The organism is Rothia similimucilaginosa (assembly GCF_029850875.1).
Taxonomy (GTDB): domain Bacteria; phylum Actinomycetota; class Actinomycetes; order Actinomycetales; family Micrococcaceae; genus Rothia.
This window is the reverse complement of sequence record NZ_JAOVAM010000007.1, coordinates 103,268-127,375: the sequence shown is the minus strand read 5'-3', so window position 1 is coordinate 127,375 and position 24,108 is coordinate 103,268. Positions and strand designations below refer to the sequence as shown.

The 24,108-nt window shown below is 56.1% G+C and carries 19 protein-coding genes, 2 tRNA genes and 1 rRNA gene; 14 read left to right on the top strand and 8 right to left on the bottom strand.

Annotation, left to right across the window (positions count from 1 at the left end):
• The 4 genes from murJ to trxA all read left to right on the top strand — a co-directional run bounded on the left by murJ (position 1) and on the right by trxA (position 4,713).
• The gene (gene murJ / locus QFX05_RS06885) at positions 1-1,665 is read left to right on the top strand and encodes a murein biosynthesis integral membrane protein MurJ (RefSeq protein ID WP_279741970.1); all 1,665 of its coding nucleotides are present in this window, start codon (positions 1-3) and stop codon (positions 1,663-1,665) included.
• 196 nt (positions 1,666-1,861) lie between these two features.
• A complete protein-coding gene (locus tag QFX05_RS06880) occupies positions 1,862-3,052 on the top strand; it encodes a serine/threonine protein kinase (RefSeq protein WP_279741969.1) in 1,191 nt (396 codons plus the stop codon).
• A gap of 246 nt (positions 3,053-3,298) precedes the next feature.
• Positions 3,299-4,333 (top strand): thioredoxin-disulfide reductase, encoded by a 1,035-nt coding sequence (gene trxB, locus QFX05_RS06875; protein ID WP_279741968.1) that lies wholly within the window; start codon positions 3,299-3,301, stop codon positions 4,331-4,333.
• Positions 4,334-4,386: 53 nt separating this feature from the next.
• Positions 4,387-4,713: a thioredoxin gene (gene trxA, locus QFX05_RS06870; protein WP_279741967.1), complete on the top strand. Its 327-nt coding sequence runs from the start codon at positions 4,387-4,389 to the stop codon at positions 4,711-4,713.
• 110 nt (positions 4,714-4,823) lie between these two features.
• On the opposite strand, the gene QFX05_RS06865 is transcribed toward trxA, so the two are convergent.
• The 8 genes from QFX05_RS06865 to rpmH form a co-directional block, all read right to left on the bottom strand.
• A complete protein-coding gene (locus QFX05_RS06865; RefSeq protein WP_279741966.1) occupies positions 4,824-6,107 on the bottom strand; it encodes a ParB/RepB/Spo0J family partition protein in 1,284 nt (427 codons plus the stop codon).
• 236 nt (positions 6,108-6,343) lie between these two features.
• Positions 6,344-7,186, bottom strand: coding sequence for a ParA family protein (locus QFX05_RS06860; RefSeq protein ID WP_279741965.1), 843 nt, complete (start codon positions 7,184-7,186; stop codon positions 6,344-6,346).
• Between the two features lie 455 nt (positions 7,187-7,641).
• Positions 7,642-8,283 carry a 16S rRNA (guanine(527)-N(7))-methyltransferase RsmG gene (rsmG, locus tag QFX05_RS06855; RefSeq protein WP_279741964.1) on the bottom strand — a complete coding sequence of 214 codons (642 nt, stop codon included), beginning with the start codon at positions 8,281-8,283 and terminating at the stop codon, positions 7,642-7,644.
• Position 8,284: 1 nt separating this feature from the next.
• On the bottom strand, positions 8,285-8,851 hold the full coding sequence (locus QFX05_RS06850; RefSeq protein WP_279741963.1) for a Jag family protein: 567 nt from the start codon (positions 8,849-8,851) through the stop codon (positions 8,285-8,287).
• A gap of 111 nt (positions 8,852-8,962) precedes the next feature.
• Positions 8,963-9,952 (bottom strand): membrane protein insertase YidC, encoded by a 990-nt coding sequence (yidC, locus tag QFX05_RS06845; protein ID WP_279741962.1) that lies wholly within the window; start codon positions 9,950-9,952, stop codon positions 8,963-8,965.
• 51 nt (positions 9,953-10,003) lie between these two features.
• Positions 10,004-10,477, bottom strand: coding sequence for a membrane protein insertion efficiency factor YidD (gene yidD / locus QFX05_RS06840; protein ID WP_279741961.1), 474 nt, complete (start codon positions 10,475-10,477; stop codon positions 10,004-10,006).
• The gene (rnpA, locus tag QFX05_RS06835; RefSeq protein ID WP_279741960.1) at positions 10,474-10,839 is read right to left on the bottom strand and encodes a ribonuclease P protein component; all 366 of its coding nucleotides are present in this window, start codon (positions 10,837-10,839) and stop codon (positions 10,474-10,476) included. Before rnpA ends, yidD begins: the two co-directional genes overlap by 4 nt.
• A gap of 126 nt (positions 10,840-10,965) precedes the next feature.
• Positions 10,966-11,103, bottom strand: coding sequence for a 50S ribosomal protein L34 (gene rpmH, locus QFX05_RS06830; protein WP_005504094.1), 138 nt, complete (start codon positions 11,101-11,103; stop codon positions 10,966-10,968).
• Positions 11,104-11,675: 572 nt separating this feature from the next.
• Here rpmH and dnaA point away from each other — a divergent pair.
• From dnaA to rrf, 10 genes are all read left to right on the top strand, one after another.
• On the top strand, positions 11,676-13,376 hold the full coding sequence (gene dnaA, locus QFX05_RS06825) for a chromosomal replication initiator protein DnaA (protein ID WP_279741959.1): 1,701 nt from the start codon (positions 11,676-11,678) through the stop codon (positions 13,374-13,376).
• 787 nt (positions 13,377-14,163) lie between these two features.
• Positions 14,164-15,288, top strand: a complete 1,125-nt coding sequence (gene dnaN / locus QFX05_RS06820; protein WP_279741958.1) for a DNA polymerase III subunit beta — start codon at positions 14,164-14,166, stop codon at positions 15,286-15,288.
• Between the two features lie 205 nt (positions 15,289-15,493).
• Positions 15,494-16,735: a DNA replication/repair protein RecF gene (gene recF, locus QFX05_RS06815; protein ID WP_279741957.1), complete on the top strand. Its 1,242-nt coding sequence runs from the start codon at positions 15,494-15,496 to the stop codon at positions 16,733-16,735.
• Positions 16,728-17,423, top strand: coding sequence for a DciA family protein (locus tag QFX05_RS06810; RefSeq protein WP_279741956.1), 696 nt, complete (start codon positions 16,728-16,730; stop codon positions 17,421-17,423). Before recF ends, QFX05_RS06810 begins: the two co-directional genes overlap by 8 nt.
• A 416-nt stretch (positions 17,424-17,839) precedes the next feature.
• Positions 17,840-19,870 (top strand): DNA topoisomerase (ATP-hydrolyzing) subunit B, encoded by a 2,031-nt coding sequence (gyrB, locus tag QFX05_RS06805; protein WP_279741955.1) that lies wholly within the window; start codon positions 17,840-17,842, stop codon positions 19,868-19,870.
• A 79-nt stretch (positions 19,871-19,949) separates the two neighbouring features.
• Positions 19,950-22,580, top strand: coding sequence for a DNA gyrase subunit A (gyrA, locus tag QFX05_RS06800; RefSeq protein WP_279741954.1), 2,631 nt, complete (start codon positions 19,950-19,952; stop codon positions 22,578-22,580).
• Positions 22,580-23,161, top strand: a complete 582-nt coding sequence (locus tag QFX05_RS06795; RefSeq protein ID WP_279741953.1) for a DUF3566 domain-containing protein — start codon at positions 22,580-22,582, stop codon at positions 23,159-23,161. The genes gyrA and QFX05_RS06795 overlap by 1 nt, the downstream gene beginning before the upstream one ends.
• 199 nt (positions 23,162-23,360) lie before the next feature.
• Positions 23,361-23,434, top strand: a tRNA-Ile gene (locus tag QFX05_RS06790).
• Positions 23,435-23,578: 144 nt separating this feature from the next.
• A tRNA-Ala gene (locus QFX05_RS06785) sits at positions 23,579-23,651 on the top strand.
• Positions 23,652-23,654: 3 nt separating this feature from the next.
• Positions 23,655-23,771: ribosomal RNA gene (gene rrf / locus QFX05_RS06780) — 5S ribosomal RNA — on the top strand.
• The last annotated feature ends 337 nt before the right edge of the window (positions 23,772-24,108 follow it).

Below are 24,108 nucleotides of genomic sequence, written 5' to 3'. Positions count from 1 at the left end.
GTGGCACGTAACGACGCCCGCTCAAGCGCAATCATGGCAGCTGGCACCCTCGTCTCGCGCATCCTCGGATTCGTCAAGACCATCCTGCTCACCGTAGCCATCGGCTCACTCTCAACCGTCGGCGACGTCTTCGAAACCGCCAACACCCTGCCCAACCTCATCTATGTCCTCGTAGCAGGCGGCGTGTTCAACGCAGTCCTCGTACCGCAAATCATCAAAGCGGCCAAAGCACAAGACAGCGGCGCACAATACATCTCCAAACTCGTCACCCTCACCATCACCGCAATCGGCCTCATCACCCTCATCACCGTCGCCTGCGCCTGGCCCATCATCAGCATCATGGGCTCAGGCTGGAGCCCCGAACAACGACAGCTCGGCTTCATCTTCTCCCTCTGGTGCCTACCCCAAATCTTCTTCTACGGTCTCTACACCGTCATCGGACAGGTCCTCAATGCCAAAGACGCATTCGGCGCCTACATGTGGTCACCCGTACTCAATAATGTCATCACCATCCTGTCACTATTCCTGTTCATCTTCATCTTCGGCGCACAGACCCCCAACCCCAACCCTATCCACACCGTAGACAATTGGACCAATGCACAGACCCTTGTGCTCGCCGGCTCCTCCACCTTCGGCGTCATCATGCAGGCGCTCGTCCTGTTCATCCCCCTACGCAAGCTCGGCCTGCGCCTCAAGCCCGACTTCGCGTGGCGAGGTATCGGCCTGCGCGCAGCCTCCAAGCTCGCCGCATGGACCCTCGCTTCCGGTATCATCTCCAACCTCGCATTCCTCTACATGACCAAGGTCGCCGCAGGCATCGTCGGTCAGCGCGAACACTACGCCACCCTCGGCATCCAAATCCCCGGCCTGCAGGCACTCAACTACGCCTCCATGCTGTACATGCTCCCACACGGCGTCATCGGCATCTCCATCGCCACCGTGCTCTTCAACCGCATGAGCGCCTCCGCCATCGCCGACGACAGCGACAGCGTCATCTACGCACTCTCCCATGGCCTGCGCAACGCAGCCGTAGCCACCGTCTTCTGCATGGTCGCGCTCATGGTCCTGGCAGGGCCCATCGCAGTGCTCTTCAGCGGCGGCGACCCCATCGCAGCAACCATCATCGCCAAGCTCATCGTCATCACCGCACTCGGCACCCCCACCCTCACCATCAACTATCTCTACAGCCGCGTGCTCTACGCCCGCGAAGACGCACGCACCCCCTTCCGCATCCAGGTGTACTCCGCCATCATCATGGTCATCATGAGCTTCGCAGCATCCCTGCTCAACGCACAGTACACCGTGTACATGCTCGCCTTCATCTACCCGGTGCACAACATCCTGATCATGTTCATCAGCCACCACATGGTCCGCCGCCGCCTCGGCTACTACGGCCAGCGCGGCATCGTCAGCACTTACGCCCGCACAACCCTCGCCTCCCTCTTCGCCGGAGGCATCACGGCCATTGCACTCTGGCTGCTCGGCGGCTACCAGCTCGACGGATTTGCCTGGGCATCCAAGCTCACCGCAATCATCACCCTCGCCGTATGCGGCACCGTCATGGGCCTCGCATACCTCGCCGGCATACAAATCTTCCGCGTCAAGGAAGCCAACGCACTACTGGCACCCCTAACCTCGAAACTTGAGCATTTTGCCCGCCGCTAAGGCAGCACACAACGCCCAACCAGGGTAGCTGTCCGTGTACCCACCGCACCCCACACCAGGGCCCGCAGAGGACATAGGCAACCACCCGAACGCAACAAACTATCACTCAGCCCCGGTATCCTTCAATGCCGGGTAGAATCTAATAGTCAGGGCCCGCCACACGGCAGGCACTATGAAACCACCTCGGGAGAACACGTTGTCGCAACAGTTTCCGGTCGGATCGGTCCTCGGAGGCCGCTACGAGATCACCACACACATCATTATTACGGCAGAATCCGACATGGTGCTTGAAGGCACCGACCAGGTTCTCAACCGTAAGGTCTCGGTCGTCATCGCATCGCCCAGCCGCAGCGCACTGCTGGAAGCAAACTCCCGCGCGCTCGCAACCAACGCACGCGGCAACATCCAAATCCTCGACCTGGGCATCACCCCCGAAGGTAGCCGCTACCTCGTCACCTCCCACACCCGCCCCGACACCCTGCTGGACACCCTGCTGATCGAAAACCACGCACTCTCCAACGCAGAAGACGCACTGGGCACCGAAATCTTCGGTGACTTCGAGAGCAGCAGCTCCCCCAACACCTACGAGAAGGTCTCTTCCTCCGCCGCTAACCAGGAGAGCATCACCGCCGCCAAGAACTGGAGATCATCCGGCGGTGCGGCAGTGACCGCATACTCCGAGCCCACCAGCATCTACGAAGATGACGAAGACGAAGAAGACGGCAGCCGCGGTACCTGGGCAGTCGCCCTGGCAGCAGTCCTGCTACTCGTCATTGTCGCAGGCAGTATCCTCACCTCCCTGGGTGCAATCGGCTCCAACCAGACAGCCGCACCACACACCCCCAAGTCTCCCGCCTCGGCATCCGAATCGGCTGCGGCAGGCGCCAGCGCATCGGCATCCCCAACCGCTAAGGCATCAAACGACCCGGCTAAAATCGCATCCGTGGCTCGTTTCGCGCCCTCGAACCCCACGTTCATGAACGACATGGACACCCTCATCCCCCACCTGACCGACGGTAACGCCAACACCGCATGGATCAGCTACGGCTTCGGCACCGCCAACTACGCCGGCACCATCAAGGAATTCGGTCTGGCGCTGAAGCTGCAGACCCCCACCGTAGTCTCCAAGCTGACCATCCAGCAGAACACCGGCGTCGGCGGCTCCTTCACCGTCTACACCAATAGCTCCGCATCCCTAAACGGCGCGGTTGAGGTCGGCAAGGGCACCTTTGAAGGCAAGGATGCAGTCGTCACCCTGGACACCTCCAAGCAGAGCATTGAAAAGGGCGCCTACGTGATCATCGTGGTCAACGAACTACCCCGCCTCACCCTGCCGATTGGAACTTGGAATTACGGTCTGCGCATCAACGAAATCAAGGTGGACTAATCAACCCATAACGCGACGCCGACAGGGCGCTCGCACCCCAGACATAAGGGCGGGGTTTCTGAACTCAACAGTTCGGAAACCCCGCCCTTTTTGATGTCCATTTATGACTCTTTATGGCAGGGCCGCTACTCAAAGATTCACAGTGCGCGGAGTATCTGGATAAGGGTCCCCCAAAAATGGAATAATCGAGGATAAAGCCCTGTTATAGGGGCATAACGAAAGACCTACAAGGGAAAGACATATCCGATGACTGAGAATCTGGGAGGCCTCTTCGGAGGCGCCGCCCTGGGCAACCTGAACCTGGCATCCGCACCCGCCACCGAAGCGGCACCGACTGCCGAGGTTGAGGCCGACGCAACCGTCCACAACGTCATTATTGTGGGCTCCGGCCCCGCGGGCTACACCGCGGCAATCTACGCGGCACGCGCCGAGCTGAAGCCCGTCCTCTTCGCCAGCTCTCTGGCACCCGGCGGCTCCCTCATGAATACCACCGAGGTGGAGAACTTCCCCGGTTTCATTCAGGGTATCCAGGGCCCCGAGCTGATGGAGAACATTGGCCAGCAGGCTGAGCGTTTCGGTACGGACATCCGCTACCAGGACGTGGAAAAGGTCGAGCTCACCGGCGACGTGAAGAAGGTCTACACCGCAGATGGTGCTGTTCACCTGGCGAAGACCGTCATCATGACCACCGGTTCTCAGGTTCGTAAGCTCAACATCGAGGGCGAAGATCGACTCTCCGGTTACGGCGTCTCCTGGTGCGCAACCTGCGATGGCTTCTTCTTCAAGGACAAGGAAATCGCAGTGGTCGGTGGTGGCGACTCTGCACTGGAGGAGGCACTGTTCCTGACGACCTTCGCCTCCAAGGTGTACCTGGTGCACCGTCGTGATTCTTTCCGTGCTTCGGAAATCATGCAGACCCGCGCTTTCAACAACCCGAAGATTGAGGTTGTCTGGGACTCGGCTGTCACTGCCGTTCACGGTGAGAACAACCTCGAGTCGATTACTCTGACCAACACCAAGGACGGTTCTGAGCGTCAGCTGGCCGTTCAGGGTCTGTTCATCGCTATTGGATCCGACCCTCGCGTGGAACTGGTACGTGACCAGCTGGAGATTACCGAGAACCACACCATCGCAGTTCAGGGTCGTTCGTCGAAGACTTCCGTTCCCGGCATTTTTGCTGCCGGTGACGTAATTGACCCGACCTACCGCCAGGCAATTATTGCCGCTGGTTCCGGTGCTGTTGCCGCTCTGGACGCGCAGCACTACCTCGAAAACCTCTAAACTATTCGTATTACTCGCAGGGGAATCCGCCCCGTGTCAGAAAGGAGCACTCCGTGAGCAGTGCACAGCAGGCAACTGATACTACTTTTGACGAACTGGTTCTGAAGAACGACAAGCCCGTTATCGTAGACTTCTGGGCTGAATGGTGTGGCCCCTGCCGCATGGTTGGCCCCGTGATCGACGAGATTGCTGGTGAGTACGCCGGTCAGGTCGATGTGGTCAAGGTGGATGTTGAAGCAAATGGCGATACCGCCATGAAGTACGGCATTACCTCTATTCCTGCCATCTACCTTTTCAAGGGTGGCGAGGTGGTCAAGAAGACCGTAGGTGCTAAGACGAAGTCCGCTCTGCTGGCCGAGTTCTCCGAGCACCTGGGCTAATCTTTCGAGAATCTAGAGAAAAACCCTCGGTGATGTTTCACGTGAAACATCACCGAGGGTTTTTATATATACAACTGATATCAGTTGTTAAATATTTTTTATGCGAAAATTTAGCCCGAGAAATCAGAATCCAAAACGCGGATAATGCGGTTCAAGTCCTCGACATTCGCGAACTCGATGGTCATCTTACCCTTGCGGGCCCCCAGCGAAATCTTCACCGAAGTATCGAGCTTATCAGCGAAAGCCTCCGCAATATAGTCCAGACGCTCACGGTGCTTCTGGGGTTGAGGAGTCTTACGTTCTTTCACCTCTGCAGTGCCGGATGCGTGGTTCACCAGCTCCTCGGTTGCACGAACCGACAGTCCCTCATTCACAATCTTCTGTGCGAGAGTCTCAATCTGAGCCTGGTCTGTCAGAGACAGCAGGGCACGAGCGTGACCGGCAGAAAGAATACCCGCCGCAACGCGACGCTGCACCAGAGCTGGCAGCTTCAGCAGACGAATCGTATTTGAAATCTGGGGGCGAGAACGACCAATGCGCTTAGCCAGCTGCTCCTGAGTAGTGTCAAACTCCTCCATGAGCTGCTGGTACGCCGCCGCTTCTTCAATGGGGTTCAGCTGACTGCGGTGCAGGTTCTCCAGCAGGGCGTCACGGAGCAGATCGCCGTCTTCAGTCTCACGAACAATCGCCGGGATGGTGCTCAGGCCAGCTGCCTGGGTTGCACGCCAGCGGCGCTCACCCATGACCAGTTCATACTTTTCAGCACCGTTTTCACGCGAGGGACGCACGACAATCGGCTGTAGAACGCCAATCTCACGTACCGAATGTATGAGCTCTTCCATATCCTGCTCATCAAAATCGGTGCGGGGCTGCTTGCGGTTGGGGTGAATATCACGAACATTCAGCTCAGCAAACTGGGCGCCGGGAACCGGGACCAGACCGCCCCGCTCTTCGGAAGCAGACTGCGGGGTGGAAACATCTTCACCAAAGAAGAAGTCCACCGGACGGCGAGTCAGGGTGGTATTGCGCAGTGCCGCACCCATGTCCACACGGGATTTCTTCTTCAATGTTTCACGTGAAACATTCTGCGAGGAGGCGGGAGCTTCGACCTTCTCCTCTACCCTCTGAACTTCAACAGGCTTTTCCTGAGCAGGTACAGCTTCAGCAGGCTTATCTTCTACAGACTCAGCTTTAGCACTCTTGCGCTGCTTCTCCGGCTTGGCCTCATGAGCCATTTCGAAGAGGCCATCACTCATCGGCTCTTCAATCGGAGTAGATGCTTTCTTGGGTGCAGTCTTTTCAGATGCCTTCGCCTCAGCATTACCAGAATTCTTCGTACTCTGAGGGATCAGCGCCCCCAGGCCACGACCCAAGCCGCGTCGCTTTTCAGCCATCGTTACTCCTTAGGACTCCCGGACGAGCCCGCTCATTTTTTCTTCTTCATCTAGTGTAAACGAAATAAGCACTCGAAAGCAGGAGAGAAAACTGCACAGCACATAATCCGAATTATTCCTGATAATTAATTCTTTAAGGATGTTTTCTTGGGTTTAACCCAGAAAATACCGCACAAAATGAACCCTTTTGAATCATCAATAGACACTTCAAAAAGGCTCATTTCAAAAGATTTAGATTATGCAAATCGGCGTGAGAGTTCCTGTGCCGCCTCGCGGTAAGCGCGTGCACCAGTCGACGAAGAATCGTAGGTGATGACGGTCTGCTGATAGCTGGGAGCCTCAGAAATACGAACCGAGCGAGGAATCTTCACGCTCAGAGTCTCCTCCGGGAAGTGCTCGCGCACCTCCTCTGCCACCTGGAACGCCAAGTTGGTACGGGCATCGTACATGGTCAGCAGGATCGTGCTGATGCGCAGCTTAGAGTTCAGGTGCTTCTGAATCATCTGAATATTCTTCAGCAGCTGGCTCAGGCCTTCCAGTGCGTAGTACTCGCACTGAATCGGAATCAGAATCTCTTCTGCCGCGACGAAGGCGTTGACGGTCAGCAGGCCGAGGCTCGGCGGGCAATCGATGAAGACATAGTCTAGACGCTCCATACCCTGCTTCTCGCGCCATTCAGTGTAGTCCATCAGGGCGTTCTTGAGGCGAGTCTCACGTGCGACCAGAGAGACCAGCTCAATCTCCGCGCCAGCGAGGTCGATATTGGCGGGGGCACAGAACAGGCCGGGCATATCGGGACATTCCTGAACAATTTCAGAAAGCGGCTTATCCTCAATCAGGACATTGTAGACACTGAGAACATCCACGCCGTGCTCAATACCCAGTGCGGTTGAGGCGTTACCCTGCGGGTCGTTATCGATCACCAGGACGTTGAGACCAGCCTCCGCGAGTGCAGCTGCGAGGTTCACTGCAGTACTGGTTTTACCCACGCCGCCCTTCTGGTTCGACACGGTGAAGACACGCGTATGCACAGGCTTGGGGAGCAAATCTGCAACAGATTTCTGAGCTTGAGGAGTCATCGGGTGCCTTCCATAATTCGGGTGGTGCGTCTACGGTGATACTTCTTCTAATGCCTCGCGTGTGGCAACACTCTGCGATATGTGTACGCAAGGAGGATTCAACCTCCGCTCCCCCACCATTCACTCATCTCAGCATGTTTCACGTGAAACATACTCCGTGAGGTAATGAAGCCTGCAGTGTTTCACGTGAAACATTAGTGATACCTGAATGGTTTGTGAAGGGTTCGGGGCCCTTGGTGAACCAGCAGGCTTTGATATAGAAGAGTCTAAGGTTTCAGTCCTTCCTTAAGGGTACCCGGCATCAGGTCAATACTCCACGCGAGAGGTCATTCTATGTACTCTACAGATGCAATTGCTGCGCGCACCCGGCAAGTAGGCGCACAAAAATGGGCGGCACCGCGTAAGCCAGTATATTCACCAGCTCATTGCGGCACCGCCCACTCAGGACGAAACCTTTAGAGGCGAACTCGAACCACCGTCGTCGGCTCTTCCAGCAGATCACCGCCGGCGGTGAGGATCTCGGTCTCACGCGCACCGTAACGGTTCAGCTTCTTCTTTGCCTTAGTAATCTCCTCCGCGGCACTACGACCCTTCAGAGCCAGCAGCTCACCGGTGCCGCGCAGAATCGGCAGAGTGATGTCCAGCAGACCCACCAGAGCGGACACAGCACGCGCAGTCACCACATCGGCCTCCACAGCACCCACAGCCTGCTCAGCACGCGAGCGCAGCACGATCACGTTCTCCAGCCCCAGATCCTCAACAACCTCATTCAGCCAAATCACGCGGCGCTCCAGAGGTTCAATCAGGGTCAGCTTCAAATCCGGGCGGGCAATCGCCAGACACAGACCGGGCAGGCCGGCACCAGAGCCAACATCAGCCACCGACGCGTTCAGTGCGATGTACTCCTGCACCACGGCACAGTTCAGCACGTGGCGAGCCCATAGGCGCGGCACCTCACGCGGGCCAATCAGACCACGCTCAATACCGGTCGTCGCCAGGTGCTGCACGTAACGCTCCGCCAAAGGCAGGCGCTCACCGAACACAGTCTCCGCTGCGGCGCGCTCACTCTCGTTGAGAGTAATCATCGAAGTCTCCATACTAGGCTCCTGCCTCGGGAAGAGAAATCACCACGTGACGACGGGGGCCTTCGCCCTCAGACTCACTGTACAAGCCAGCGGCAGCCACCACATCGTGGACCACCTTACGCTCATACGCACTCAGCGGCTTCATGTGCTCATCACGACCGGTAGCGCGCACCTTCTCAATCGCGTCAGCGGCAAGCTTCTCCAGCTGCTCACGACGCTCAGCACGATAACCAGCAATGTCCAGGATCAGGCGGGAACGGGTGCCGTTACCAGCCAGGACTGAGAGACGCACCAGCTCCTGCAAAGCCTCCAGAACCTCGCCGTGGCGACCAACCAGGTGGCGCAGTTCCTCATTGTCATCATCCTCATTGACGACCGACAGGTAGATGCGGTTATTGCGCACCTCAATATCGATGTCGCCATCCATATCGACAATATCAAGAAGCTCTTCGAGGTAGTCAGCGGCAATATCACCTTCCTCGTCGATGTCCTCAAAATCGTCTACTTCGCCCTCAAGGGGCTCCTCTACAAGCTGCTCCTCAACGAGCTGCTCGTCCTCATATTCCATAGCTTCAGTCACGATTGTCCTCGGGGTATTAGGAGGGGTGTCATAGGGGTAAAAAGTATCTCATACACGGTGCCGGGCCCGCGCCAACAACGGCGAGAACCCGGCCCGAGTCAAGGAAAGAAACTATTTCTTTCCGTTTTGCTTATTGCGTTGCTGCTTCTGGCGCTTCTTACCAACCGGTTGCTGACGCTGACCAGCTGCGGCACGCTCACGAGCCTCCTGCAAGTCCTTCTCGTGCTGCTCACGGGTCTTACCAATCGGGGGCAGGCCCTTCGCTGCCCGGCGGGCATTCAGCTCACGCTCAGCCTGAGAACCGGGGGTCGGGTTATTGCGGATAACCCACCACTGCTGGCCCAGCGACCAGATGTTCGAAACAGTCCAGTAGTACATAACACCCAGCGGGAAGTTAATACCGGAGACAGCGAAAATGATCGGGAAGATGTACATGATCATCTGCTGCTGACGGAACATCGGAGAGTTCAGAGCCGCCTCTGACATGTTCTTCACACTCAGTTGCTTCTGAATGTAGAACTGGGTCGCACTCATCAGAACAATCATGATGACAGCCTGAACGACAGTAGCGGTAGCGTCACCAGCACCCGGGTGCAGCATGGTCGCGAACAGCTGCGCACCAAAAATCTGCGAGCCATTGAACTGAGAAACCAGGTCAGCCGGCAGCATCAGCAGGCTCTCATTGTGCTGCGCCGCGTTGGGAATACCCATCAGAACCTGGTACAGACCGAAGAAAATCGGCATCTGCGCCAGAATCGGCAAGCAGGAAGCGAAGGGGTTCGTACCGTGCTTACGGTACATTTCCATCTGCTCCTGAGCCATAGCCTGGCGGGAGAGCTGGTCCTTCTTACCCTTGTACTTCTCCTGCAGCTTCGCCATATCGCCCTGCATCGCGGTCATACCGCGCATAGCCTTAATCTGCTTGACGAACAGCGGAATGGTCAGGGTACGCATCACCAGGGTCAGGAAGATAATGCACAGAACCCAAGTCAGACCGGAAGCCGGGTCCATGCCCAGCGAGGTGAAAAGAGTGTGGAACAGCCATAGGACCACGGAGACGATCCATTTAAACGGCCAAAGAATCAAATCAAAAATATTCACGCGGGAATACTCCTTAAGGACTCGGCTAAGTCATTGTGTGGGAGGCACCGCCTACTCAGGGCAGGCGTCACCGCCGGTGTGAGGGTTATAAAGATGGGGGTGGTTGAGCAGAATAATTTTCGGTTCTGCTCCGGGAGCGAAAGTACGCTTCCCCTCCGGAACTGGGTCGATACCTCCGGTCGCCCAGGGAACACACCGCAGAATACGGCGCACCGTCAGGGAAAGCCCGCGCATCGCGCCGTGGGTAGTCAGCGCCTCCAGGGCGTAGGCTGAGCAGGTCGGGTAGTAGCGGCACACATCCCCATAGAGGGGGGAGACGACCTTGCGGTAGGCCTTCATACACGCAATCAGCAGGTTCTGCGGTAGAACGTAGAGTGCCTGTAGGAAAGTTTCAGCCCTCACGAATTCGTTAGGTGCTAGAGCCAGCAACTCGTCGGGGCCCAGAATCTCGGCAGAGGCGCTATAGGTGCCGCTGTTATGCGCGTGGAAGCGTTCTTCACAGCGCTTACGCTGGGGACGACTCACGGCTTCTCCTTACTCTGAGGCAGGTCGAGCTTAGCGAAAGCAGCCTCGAGTGCCGATTCGTAATCACGCCGCAGCTGATCCCAGCTGGCGCTCGCGGAGGCGGGAAGCGCTCGCACCGCGATGGCGTAGCCTTCCGGATGCGCGGCGCAGGTGAACGCAGCAAGTTCACGCAACCGGCGTTTGACCAGATTGCGTGTGACTGCGTTGCCCACCGCCTTCGACACAATAAAACCTACCTGGGTTGTTTTTCCAGGATTTTTCGCCGTAGATATAAGGATGTTCCGACGTCCTGTACGGATGCCGGAACGGAAGGCGTGGGAGAATTCAGCGCTGGTGCGCATACGGTGCCGTTGAGGCAGCACGTGTTCCCCTTTACGTAGTGTGGGAGATTCGGCTCTTGTGGTGAGCTAATCTCCGCATGTATTTCACGCTTAATGATAGTTCGCCCGCCGATGCGTGTGCATCGGCGGGCGAACTATATGCCGTGATTAGGCCGAGAGCTTTGCGCGGCCCTTACCGCGGCGGCTCGACAGAATCGCGCGGCCTGCACGGGTACGCATACGCAGACGGAAGCCGTGCTTCTTAGCGCGACGGCGGTTGTTCGGCTGGAAAGTACGCTTGCTCATACTTTGTCTCCTTGATTTTTTGCGGTTCGTGCCCTCACAGGTATCGGAACCGTACGCTTCTTGGTGCACGGGGGTACCGCGACTATTCGCAGTAGACGGTGCACACACAACAGCACAACTTTAGAAGAGTGGAGGGCGTAAATCAAGTTCTTGACGCTTTTTTCCGCGTGATTCCAGGCTCGTTTGTTCTGAGGAGGCGGGGGTTTCAGTGGGTATTAAGGATGCGGAGACACTACTAGCTCATGGGGTGCAAATCTGAGGATATTTACGGCGACACAATATCCACCACGGTGTATATCTCATCCAGCCCTTCTATTATTAGTGAGTTATCCACACCCATGCATCACCAGGCTGTTCCGCTAAATATCAAGGAAGAAGCCTTGCTACACGCTCAATTCCAACTACTTATCCACCTCTGTAATTACAAGTTTTCCACCGTGTGGAAAACTCTTGTGGATAACTTTCCTCCCCTGTGCATTAAGCGGGTAGAATCTTAATGACCTCGCGGTGGTTTCCGGCATGATTTTCTTTACTGAACCACCGCTTCACATCGAGTGAAAGTAAAGAATTCCATGACCGACTCCCTTCAGGCGCGCTGGGCGCATCTGATCTCTATTCTTGCCGCTGATCCGGCAGTGACGGCACGTCAGCGTGGTTTCGTGAATCTTGCGCAGCCTCAGGGTCTGATGGGTTCTTCTCGTCTCATCATTGAGGTGCCGAATAAGCTGACCCGTGCAGTCTTCGAGGAACAGATTAGTGCTTCGTTCCGTGCGGCTCTGCACGAGGCTTTTGGCCCCTCAACCACCGCGCTTTTCGATGTGAATGAGTCGATGCTTCCGGTTGAACCTGCAAGTCAGGACGTTTTCCAGGGTGAGCGTGAGGTTCCTGTTGAGCACCAGCCAACCCCTTCGATAACGACGGCTTCTGTGCATCCCGAGACGCCCGCTGGCTCGCGTGCCTTTGAGTACTACACGGAGCCGCATCCGGGTCCGGACCACTACGAGGTGCCCGCTGATGAGCAGGTCACCCGCCCCTCTATGCATGCTTTGGAGGCGGAGCGTGCCGGATTCCCCTCCGTACAGCAGCCCGCTCCGACAGCTCCTGTTGAGGCGCCATCTCCTCGCGAATACCCGACACCTTCTTTCGTTCCGGACGCCCCGGCGGTACCGGAGGCTCAGCAGGTGCATCCGCATGAAGACCCGGAAAACGCGCCGACTTGGGATAGCTCTGCCCGACTGAACCCGAATTACACCTTCGACACCTTCGTGATTGGTCAGTCCAACCGCTTTGCGCACGCAAGCGCTTTCGCAGTGGCGGAGCAACCCGGCATTGTCTACAACCCGCTGTTCATCTACGGCGGTTCGGGTCTGGGTAAGACCCACCTGCTGCACGCGATCGGCCACTACACCAAGTATCTGTACCCGAATTTGCGGGTGCGCTACGTGAATTCTGAGGAGTTCACGAATGACTTCATTAACTCGATTCGTGACGATGAGGGTTCGTCGTTCAAGCAGATTTACCGCAATGTCGATGTTCTGCTGATTGACGATATCCAGTTTTTGGCGGGTAAAGAGGCGACGATGGAAGAGTTCTTCCATACGTTTAACGCCCTGTATAACCACCAGAAGCAGATCGTGATTACCTCTGATTTGCCGCCGAAGCAGCTGACCGGTTTTGCTGAGCGTATGCGTTCACGGTTCGGTTCAGGCCTGAATGTGGATGTGCAGCCTCCGGAGCTGGAGACTCGTATCGCGATTCTGCGGAAGAAGGCTCAGAACGAGATTTTGCCGGTGCGCGATGACGTCATGGAATACATTGCGTCCCATGTCACGGCCAATATTCGCGAGTTGGAGGGCGCGCTAATTCGTGCGAGCGCTGCCGCCTCGATGAAGAAGCCGCCGGAGCCCATTACCCTGGCTGAGGCTGAGACTTATCTGAAGGATTTGCTCTCTGATACCGGTGGCGCGGAGATTACATCAGCACTGGTTTTGGCGACGGTGGCGAAGTATTTTGATGTCTCCATTGAGGATATGCAGTCGAAGTCTCGCACCCGTACACTCACGAATGCGCGTCAGGTGGCGATGTATCTTCTGCGTGAGCTGACCGAGATGTCTCTACCGCGTATTGGCAACGATTTGGGTGGCCGCGACCATACGACGGTGATGCACGCGGTGCGTAAGGTGAGCGCACAGATGGCTGAACGTCAGACAATTTTCAACCAGGTGACTGAACTGACGAATTTGATCCGCCAGGAGCAGCGCGCCGCCGGCTAAATGTGCTTTTCTCCCCGTTCCGTAGCTTATTTTACGCCTCGACTAGATGTTTTATGGGATTCCGGGCGAGCATTCACGCTGGATTCAAGGATTTTAGTGACTCGAAAAAGTGGATTTTCGGGGTGTGGATAAGCTGTGCTTTAACTCATGCATTCGTGTGGACGTTAAGTGCATGAATATTCAAAAGGTGTGGAATTGAGAAAATGTATAAATATCCATACACAATGCATCCTCAGCACTGAGTGGATTCTTCCACTTAATGTCCACAGGCTACTTCCGTGTCATTGCAGGCAAGGAAGGGGTTTTCCACCGTTTCCACAAGCGTTAACAATACTACTATACTTAAAGAAAAAATCCTCCCCATAACAAGTCGTTCTGCTCAGCAAACCGGGTTGGTTCAGGTTTTTCTATGTGTCCCTACTGAAAATCGTAGATTTTTGCGGATTTGGATTGATCGCTGCATGCTATCTCTGAGCTTGGGTTTGCATAAGAAACCAACACTGAATCATCATCTAGTTCGAATCTTTTTTCGACTGGATTCACTGCATCTTCCACCTATCTTTGTAATTACAAAAATACAGCGGCCCTTAATGCCTTACCCCACCCAATTTTTCACTACAGGATTGACCTTCGAGTCTCTGTGTAATTACAAAATCCGGTAGGATGGATAGACGCGCGCGCGGAAGATTCACTGCGCATCAGAGCACGCGGTATTTCCGGCTCTATCGTCCAAAGTTTTACGTGCGCCCAAAAACTACTATCTAATTCCGTGAAAGGCGCCTTCTCGATGAAATTCACCGTTGAACGCGATGTCCTTGCCGAAGCAGTCGGCTGGACGGCACGCTCACTTCCGTTGCGTCCCACCTCCCCCGTACTCAACGGTCTGCTGATTACCGCCTCCGCAGGTGAGGTTAGCATCGCAAGCTTCGATCACGAGACCAGCGCCCGTCAGGTCATTGCAGCCGATGTTGAAGTAGAAGGCGTTTGCCTGGTTCCCGGCAAAATCCTGGCAGAAATTTGCCGTTCTTTGCCGAACTCGCCCGTCGAGTTCACTGCAGATGAGTCCGTTATTCGTATTCACTGCCGTTCCGCTAACTTCCAGCTGGCTGGCATGCCGGTCGTGGACTACCCCGAGCTTCCCGAGCTTCCCGAAATTTCCGGTACCGTGGACGGTGCTGAGTTCGCTGAAGCCGTTAAGCAGGTTCAGATTGCGGTGTCCAAAGATGAGACCCTGCCGCTGCTGACCGGTATCCGCGTAGAAATTAATGGCGACACCATGACCCTGCTTGCCACCGACCGCTATCGCCTGGCAATGCGCGAAATTAAGTGGAACCCGGTCAACCCCGATGTTCAGGCGGCTGTGCTGCTGAAGGCTAAGACCGTCTCCGAGGTCGGTAGCACCCTCTCCGGATCTGGTGAACTGTCTATCGCTCTGCCCGCCGCCGGCGAGCTGATCGGCTTTACTGCCGGCTCCCGCCGCACCACCAGTGTTCTGATGGACGGTGACTACCCCAACATCCGCGCACTGTTCCCGGAGCAGACCCCGATCCACGCAGTTGTTCGCACCTCCGATCTGGCTGAGGCTGCTCGACGTATCTCCCTCGTGGCGGAGCGCAACACTCCCCTGCGTCTGAAATTCACTCAGGGTTCGGTTGCTATTGATGCCGGCCGCGGTGATGAGGCTCAGGCTTCCGAGACTCTGCAGGCGCACCTGTCCGGTAATGACATCACCGTTGCGTACAACCCCGCCTACCTCTCGGATGGTTTGAAGGTTTTCGGTACTGAGTTTGTTCGTTTCTCCTTCACCGATGCGCCGAAGCCCGCCGTGATTTCCGGTCAGAACGAGCCTCTGGCTGAGGATGACCGCAACTACCGTTACCTGCTGATGCCGGTTCGCCTGCCGTCGAACTAGGTCCAGCCTTTGCCGCCCCGTACGTCTTTCGGCGCCCATGCGCCGCGAGTATGTGCGGGGTTGCGCTGTTTTTTCTGTGCTCATCCGCGCGGAAAAACCTAGTATTGTGACCTCTCACTGTGCCTTCCAGCAGGGTGCCGTGAAGCCCTAAGATAAGAACCCTAGCTAAGAACCCGCGTATGAAACCCCGTGAAAGGAGCTTCCGGTGTATATCGACCATATTTCGTTGTTGGATTACCGCACCTACGCTCTGCTGAGTCTGCCTCTTTCGGCGGGAGTTACGGTGTTTCTGGGCTCGAATGGTGTGGGGAAAACCAACATTGTTGAGGCGATCGACTATGCAGCGTCGCTATCTTCGCACCGTGTAAGTTATGACGGGCCGCTGGTGCGGATGGGCGCTTTGCGAGCTTATATTCGCACCCGTACGGTGCGTGGTTCGCAGCAGACGGTGACTGAGTTTGAGATTGCTCCGGGGCAGAGTAACCGGGTGCGCATTAATCGTGCCGCGCCGGTGCGTGCTAAGGAGGCGCTGGGTATTGCCCGCACGGTGCTGTTTTCTCCGGAGGATCTTCAATTGGTGAAGGGGGATCCTGCGGGTCGTCGTCGTTTTGTGGATGAGCTGGCTATCTCTTTGCGTCCGGTGGTTGCCGGCTACCGTAGCGAGTATGAGCGGATTTTGCGGCAGCGTAATTCGCTGCTGAAATCCATGCAGCGTAAGGCGCGGGACGAGAACGCTTTGAGCACACTCTTGGTGTGGGATGAGCAGCTGTCGACTCTGGGCGCCCAGCTGCTTTCTGCGCGTTTTCGTCTGCTGCAGCGTTTTTTGCCGCAGCTTCGCCGTGCCTATGCGGGGCTGACGGACGGCTCTAAAGAGGTCGGGTTCAACTATGAGTCGACTGTTTTTTCGAGCATGGGCGAGCGCTCAATCGAGCATGCGGCGCTGATGCGCATTGAGGACCTCAAGGAGGCTTTGATGCGTGGTTTTGCGGAGCGTAGGCGCGATGAGATTGAGCGTGGCGTGACCCTGGTGGGTCCGCACCGTGAGGATATTACCCTGCTTCTCGGCGGCATGCCGGTGAAGCATTTTGCCTCGCACGGGGAGAGCTGGTCTTTTGCGCTGGCACTGAAATTGGCGTCCTGGTTTGTGCATGTTGAGGATGACTCCTCGGTGGGTTCTTCGCCGATTCTGATTCTTGATGATGTGTTTGCGGAGCTGGATTCTGCGCGCCGCCACCGCCTGGGTGCGATGGTTGCTGGCGCGGAGCAGGTGCTGATTACCTGCGCGGTACTTAGTGATATTCCGGAGGAGCTGGGCGACTACCGGCTGGTGTCGGTGACCGCGGGACACGCCGAGTATGCGCATCCTGCCACCGACTCTGTCACTGACTCTGCGGGACGGTCGAGCTCAACCGATTCTGCGCTCGAGGAGAGTGACGGCAATGAGTAACCCCACCCGTCCCCAAAACCATGTTTCACGTGAAACATTCGATGAATTCGCGGAATCGCAGTTTGTGGAGACTCAAAATCCGCGCGAGGTTGACTGCGTAGGTGAGTTCTACCGTGACGAGGTGGATGCCCCCTCCGCCCTGCTGACCCGCATGCGAGTGGCAGCTCAAGAACGCGGCGAGGCGCCCCTGAACGTCTTCTCAGCGAATAAAATTATGCGCGATTTTGGTGCGGTCATGTCCGGCACCGCCTCGAAGAAGAAATCACTGCGAGCGCAGGGCTGGGACCCCCGCGTTATGGGCGGCTATAGCGGCCCCGGAGAGAGCTCTCGCGATCCCAAACCCCTCGGTGGTATCGTCAGTGCTCTGATGCGTTCTCGCGGATGGAAAGAGCCCGTGGCAGTCTCTAGTGTGCTGGCTCGCTGGGCAGAGCTGGTGGGCCCTGAAATCGCGGCGCACACCCGCCCGATCAGCTTCGAAAACTCCATTGTTGAAGTCCAATGCGACTCTACCGCCTGGACGACTCAGCTGCGCCTGATGCAGGGGCACCTCATTGAACTATTCCGCCACGAACTGGGTGAAGGTATCGTAGCTCAAGTTCGAGTACTGGGTCCGAATAACGGACACTGGAATCAGCGAGGCTATCGGCGCGCTACCGGCATGCGCGGTGTACGTGACACATACGGGTAGCCTTCTGATTGCCCCCGACCCTCGGGCACCTTCTGGTTGAACAGTGTTAGGTCAAAATAAGCCTTTTTTACACGGCATGAAAGCTATAGAAGCGCCAGCAATCCCCACGAGGCTGTGAGCTGTACCCCCTTACCTCAAGAGGGGGTTGAACCACTCTAAACCGCCTTTGTGGGCTTTTGAGCTGGTGATAGCCCTCAAAAAGCTCAATAAATGACGTATACAGATGGTTTTATGCTCTCTTGCTCGGTAAAATAAAAGAGACAATGCGTAAAGTGTGCCCACCTATGGGCACTACCGGCAGCACGGGTTGTAATAGGCACTTTCTTGTGCCCTCTGTGAGGCGTTCTAGGCTCCGCTCTTAACTACCCGTAACTTTTCTTCGCCGGTTGCATCATCTACTCAAGGAGTTCTGCCTCGTGGCATCTGAACAGAATGCATCTGAACAGCAGCATGAATACGGTGCATCCGATATTACCGTGCTGGAAGGTCTGGAAGCGGTTCGCAAGCGCCCCGGCATGTACATTGGCTCGACCACTGAGCGCGGTCTGCACCACCTGGTCTACGAGGTCGTAGATAACTCGGTTGACGAGGCGCTCGCTGGCTACGCCTCCGAAATTGACGTGACCATTCAGGCTGACGGTTCTGTCCGCGTGAAGGATGATGGCCGCGGTATTCCCGTGGATGAACACCCCACCGAGCGCAAGTCCACCGTTGAGGTTGTTATGACCGTGTTGCATGCCGGTGGTAAGTTCGGTGGCGGCGGCTACTCGGTCTCCGGCGGTCTGCACGGTGTGGGTATCTCCGTGGTGAATGCACTGTCGACCCGCGTGATTACCGAGGTGCACCGTCAGGGCTACGCATGGCATATCTCCTTCTCTAACGGTGGCGCGCCGGATGGCCCCCTGCGCCGTGGTGAGCCTTCCGATAAGACCGGCACTATCCAGACCTTCTACCCGGATCCTGAGATTTTCGAGACTGTTGAGTTCGACTTTGAGACTCTGCGCGCACGTTTCCAGCAGATGGCGTTCCTGAACAAGGGGTTGACCATTACCCTAACTGATGAGCGCGAGAAGTTCGTTGGTGACGAGGTTACCGACGAGGAGAAGGCGAATACCCTCAACCGCGTGCGCGCGAATGCTGAGGGTTTCACGACCGTCACCTACCGTTATGACAACGGCCTGTTCGACTATGTGCACTTCCTCAATGCAGGTGCGAAGACCATCGTGAACGAGGAGATTGTCTCCTTCGAATCTGAAGACACCGACCGCAATATGAGCCTGGAAGTGGCAATGCAGTGGACCGGTGCATACAAGGAATCCGTCTACTCGTACGCGAACACGATTAACACCCATGAGGGCGGTACCCATGAAGAAGGTTTCCGTGCTGCTCTGACCTCGCTGGTGAACCGTTATGCGCGTGAGAATAAGCTGCTGCGCGATAAGGACGATAACCTCACCGGTGAAGATGTGCGTGAGGGCCTGACCGCGGTGATTTCGATTAAGATTTCTGAGCCGCAGTTCGAAGGTCAGACCAAGACTAAGCTGGGTAACTCGGAGGCTAAGTCCTTCACCCAGCGTGAGGTGAATGATCACCTCGGCGACTGGTTCGGCCGTAACCCCGCGGTGGCTAAGGATATCGTGCGCCGCGCAATCACTGCCGCTCAGGCACGTATTGCAGCTCGTAAGGCACGCGAAACGACCCGCCGTAAGGGTCTGCTGGAAACCAGCTCCATGCCCGGTAAGCTCAAGGACTGCTCCTCGAAAGATCCGTCGATTTCTGAGATTTACCTGGTGGAGGGTGACTCTGCGGGTGGTTCGGCGGTCCAGGGTCGTAACCCGAATACTCAGGCTATTCTGCCGTTGCGCGGTAAGATCCTGAACGTTGAGCGAGCTCGCCTAGATCGTGCCCTGTCGAATGCTGAAATTCAGGCGATGATTACCGCTTTCGGTACCGGTATTGGTGATGACTTCGATATTGAGAAGGCTCGTTACCACAAGATTGTTCTGATGGCGGATGCGGATGTGGACGGTCAGCACATTACGACTCTGCTGCTGACTCTGCTCTTCCGCTTTATGCGTCCGCTGATTGAGGCCGGATACGTGTACCTGGCTCAGCCGCCGCTGTACCGCATCAAGTGGTCGAATGCGCCGCACGACTATGTATACTCGGACGCTGAGCGTGATGAGGCTCTGGATCGTGGTGCCGCAAAGAACCTGCGCCTGCCCAAGGATAACGGTATTCAGCGTTACAAGGGTCTGGGCGAGATGGACTACACCGAACTGTGGGACACCACTATGGACCCAGCACGCCGCACCCTGTTGCAGGTGAAGATGGAGGATGCAGCTGCTGCTGACCAGATCTTCTCTGTTCTGATGGGTGAAGATGTGGAAGCTCGCCGTGAGTTTATTCAACAGAACGCCAAGGACATTCGTTTCCTTGATATCTAGCCCGAAAGGGTATATACCCCATATGACATATGTCAAATGAGGTATATGACTCTATGGGGCATAAACAAATGAGAAAGTTATGAGCGAAGAACACCAGAATGAGACCACCGAGGTTGACGTAGTCAGCAATGGTGGTGCTGAAAGCGTAGACCACCACGGTCACATTGAGCAGGTGGACCTGCAGACTGAAATGCAGCGTTCCTACCTGGACTATGCGATGGCGGTTATTATCGGTCGTGCCCTGCCGGATGTGCGTGACGGCCTCAAGCCGGTGCACCGCCGTGTGATCTACGCGATGTACGATGGCGGCTACCGTCCGGACCGATCCTTCAACAAATGCGCCCGCGTGGTCGGCGATGTGATGGGTCAGTTCCACCCCCACGGTGACAGCGCTATCTACGACACTCTGGTGCGTCTGATTCAGAGCTGGATTATGCGTTATCCGCTGGCACTGGGTCAGGGTAACTTCGGCTCTCCGGGTAATGACGGTGCTGCAGCGCCTCGATACACCGAGACCAAGATGGCTCCCATTGCCTTGGAGATGGTGCGTGATATCAACGAAGACACCGTTGATTTCCAGCCCAACTACGACGGCAAGTCCCTGGAGCCTACCGTTCTACCCTCACGCATCCCGAACCTGCTGGTTAACGGTTCTTCGGGTATTGCTGTGGGTATGGCGACTAATATTCCGCCGCATAACCTGCGTGAGGTTGCCGAGGGTGTGGAGTGGTTCCTGAAGAACCCGCACGCCACCAATGATGAGCTGCTGAACGCGCTGATGGCGCGCATTAAGGGCCCCGACTTCCCCACCGGTGCACAGATTCTGGGCACCAAGGGCATTGAGGATGCGTACCGTACCGGTCGTGGTTCCATTACCATGCGCGCGGTGGTCAACGTGGAAGAAATCCACGGTCGTACCTGTCTCGTGGTGACCGAGCTGCCGTACCAGGCAAACCCGGATAACCTAGCAATTAAGATTGCTGAGCTCATCAAGGACGGTAAGGTCAGCGGCATCGCGGATTTGCGCGATGAGACGTCGGGTCGTACCGGTCAGCGTCTGGTGATTGTGCTCAAGCGTGATGCTTCCCCGAAGGTTGTGTTGAACAACCTGTACAAGCACACCCAGCTGCAGGAAAACTTCTCCGCGAATATGCTCGCCATTGTTGATGGTGTGCCGCGTACCCTGTCCCTGGACGCGTTTGTGCGTCACTGGGTGGATCACCAGATGGACGTTGTCGTTCGTCGTACCCGTTACCGTCTGCGTCAGGCGGAGGAAGAGGCACACATCCTGCGTGGCCTACTGAAGGCTCTGGATGCTTTGGATGAGGTTATCGCCTTGATTCGCCGCTCCCCCACCGCTGATGAGGCGCGTAGCAGCCTGATGGAGTTCCTGCAGATTGATGAGGCTCAGGCCCAGGCAATTCTGAACATGCAGCTGCGTCGTCTGGCTGCGTTGGAGCGTCAGAAGATTCAGGATCGCCACGATGAGCTGATGCGTATGATTGCTGAGTACAACGCGATTATTGCCTCGGAGATTCGCCAGCGCGAGATTATCTCTGAGGAGCTGGGCGAGATTGTGAATCGCTACGGCGATGAGCGTCGCACCCAGATTATGTACGGCTACAACGGTGACATGTCCATGGAGGACCTCATCCCTGAGGAGGAGGTCATGGTTACGATTACTCGCGGCGGCTACATTAAGCGCACCCGCAGTGATCAGTACCGTAGCCAGCACCGAGGTGGTAAGGGTATTAAGGGTGCCTCTCTGCGCGGTGATGATGTGGTGGAGCATTTCTTTGTGACCACTACGCACAGCTGGATTCTGTTCTTCACGAACCTGGGTCGCGTGTACCGTGCGAAGGGTTACGAGCTGCAGGAAGCTGGCCGTGACGCGAAGGGCCAGCACATTGCGAACCTGCTGGAGTTCCAGGGCGGCGAGCATATTGCTCAGGTCATGGAGCTGAAGAATTACGACGATGCTGAGTACCTGGTGCTTGCTACTCGCGGCGGTATGGTGAAGAAGAGCCGCCTGAGCGATTACGATACGAACCGTACTGCCGGCCTGATTGCGATTAACCTGCGTGAGGGCGATGAGGTTGTTTCGGCGTTCACTGTGTCGGCTCAGGACGATATTCTGCTGGTGTCGCGTAACGGTATGTCGCTGCGCTTCCACGCTGATGATGAGTCGCTGCGTCCGATGGGTCGCTCCACTTCCGGTGTGACCGGTATGAAGTTCCGTGAGGGCGATGAGCTGATTTCTGCGAATGTGGTCACTGAGGGCTCCTTCGTCTTCGTGGTCACTGAGGGTGGTTACGCGAAGCGTACGAGCGTGGATGAGTATCGCGTGCAGGGCCGTAACGGTTTTGGCATTAAGGTTGCTAAGCTAGTTGAGGATCGTGGCGCCCTGGTGGGTGGCCTCATTGTGGATGAAGAGGACGAGGTGCTGGTGGTTATGGCCAGCGGTAAGGTCGTTCGCTCGAACGTGAATGAGGTTCCCGCGAAGGGACGCGATACTATGGGTGTTATCTTTGCAAAGCCCAGTAAGGGCGATTCTATTATTGGTGTTGCGCGCAACCAGGATCGTCAGCTGGATGATAGCGACGATGAAACCACTGAGAACACCGAGGCTTCGGAGTCTTCTGAGACGCCCGGTACGGACAACGAGGGTGAAGCGGCAACTGCCGATCTCACCGCTACTGGAGGTAACTAATGAGCAGCACTCCTGCGTCGACACAGCGTTCGGCGTCGGCTGGCGCATCCAAGTCTTCGGGTGCGGCTAAGGCTGGTGCGCGTCGCCCGGCTCAGTCGCGTTCGGGTCAGGCTCGTCCTGGCGGTACCGCTAAGCGTCCTGCTGGCAAGCGCCCTGTAAAGACTAAGCGTCCGACCGGTTCGCGCCGTCAGTTGGTGCGTCCGGCGCCGCGTTCGAAGATTCGTCGCGCGCGTTTGGTGGTTCAGAAGGTTGATACGTGGTCGGTGGCTAAGCTGATCTTCCTGCTGTCTATTGCTCTGGGCATTGTGACTGTGGTGGCTTCGGTGATTCTGTGGCTGTTCCTGCAGGCTTCTGGCGCGTTTGTCGGTGTGAACCAGCTGATTAGCTCTCTGGGTACCGGTTCGACTGCTGTAGATATTTCGCAGATGATTTCGCTGGGTCAGGTTGCTTTGGTGACTACTATTTTTGCTGTGGCCAATACTGTGGTCTTTACTCTGCTGGGTATGATTGGCGCGATTCTTTACAACCTGGCTGCGAAGCTGGTTGGTGGCGTGACCTTGACTCTGAGCGATGAGTCCTAGTTTGTAGCTTTTTGAGCTTTGTGTGCGGGCGGTACTGTCTCCGATGGAGACGGTGCCGCTCGTTCTGTATGTCCCCGTTCTGTATGCTCGGGAACCTTCGATATTAAATGTGATGCAGAACATGCTTTTTTGGTTTGGTGTTACCTTCAAAAACCTGTATAGTTATATTTCGTTCTACGGAAGAAATTCCGCAGAGGGAGGGCGTATAGCTCAGACGGTTAGAGCGCTTCGCTGATAACGAAGAGGTCCCAAGTTCGATTCTTGGTACGCCCACTCCACACTATGAAAGGCAATAATGAAGAGATTATTGATTCTTACTGTTATTTCGTGTGTCACTGTGAAGATCTTGAAGAAGTATCAGAGCAATGAAGTCGTGAAGGCTTGGAAGAATAACTAAACAGTGGTTTCCGCTGAGACGGGGGCGTGGCGCAATTGGTAGCGCATCTGCTTTGCAAGCAGAGGGTTAGGGGTTCGAGTCCCCTCGCCTCCACTTTCCGGTGATTATAGCAAGAGGGAAACGCCTGGCTCCATTCCGAACCCAGAAGCTAAGACTCTTCGCGCCGATGGTACTGCACTTTTGAGGGTGTGGGAGAGTAGGTCATTGCCGGTTTCTTTTTGAAAAAGACCCCGTATCGAAAGATGCGGGGTCTTTTGTTGTATGCTGAAGCTGGTATATGGCAATCTGGGCATCTGTCCCATGTTGTATCTGACCTATGTATGCTTGCGGTCTTTGAGGGGAGCTCTTGACTGTAGCTTGGTGATCTTGGCGTGTGATGGCAAGTACAGTTGATCGAAACCCACATCTGCAGCGAAAAGGGTGCTGCTTGGGCGTGAATGAGGGATAAATGAGGTCTGAATAATAAAGATGAGTCACAAAAAAGAAAGCTGGGAGGTTCCTGAAGGTGAACACTTGGTGAACACACTTTAGCCTATCGATGGATATAATC

Excerpts from the sequence above, each read along its gene's own strand:
- trxB (WP_279741968.1), top strand. The coding sequence starts at position 3,299 with ATGACTGAGAATCTGGGAGGCCTCTTCGGAGGCGCCGCCCTGGGCAAC.
- QFX05_RS06865 (WP_279741966.1), bottom strand. The coding sequence starts at position 6,107 with ATGGCTGAAAAGCGACGCGGCTTGGGTCGTGGCCTGGGGGCGCTGATC.
- QFX05_RS06860 (WP_279741965.1), bottom strand. The coding sequence starts at position 7,186 with ATGACTCCTCAAGCTCAGAAATCTGTTGCAGATTTGCTCCCCAAGCCT.
- rsmG (WP_279741964.1), bottom strand. The coding sequence starts at position 8,283 with ATGGAGACTTCGATGATTACTCTCAACGAGAGTGAGCGCGCCGCAGCG.
- rpmH (WP_005504094.1), bottom strand. The coding sequence starts at position 11,103 with ATGAGCAAGCGTACTTTCCAGCCGAACAACCGCCGTCGCGCTAAGAAG.
- dnaA (WP_279741959.1), top strand. The coding sequence starts at position 11,676 with ATGACCGACTCCCTTCAGGCGCGCTGGGCGCATCTGATCTCTATTCTT.
- dnaN (WP_279741958.1), top strand. The coding sequence starts at position 14,164 with ATGAAATTCACCGTTGAACGCGATGTCCTTGCCGAAGCAGTCGGCTGG.
- QFX05_RS06810 (WP_279741956.1), top strand. The coding sequence starts at position 16,728 with ATGAGTAACCCCACCCGTCCCCAAAACCATGTTTCACGTGAAACATTC.
- gyrA (WP_279741954.1), top strand. The coding sequence starts at position 19,950 with ATGAGCGAAGAACACCAGAATGAGACCACCGAGGTTGACGTAGTCAGC.
- QFX05_RS06795 (WP_279741953.1), top strand. The coding sequence starts at position 22,580 with ATGAGCAGCACTCCTGCGTCGACACAGCGTTCGGCGTCGGCTGGCGCA.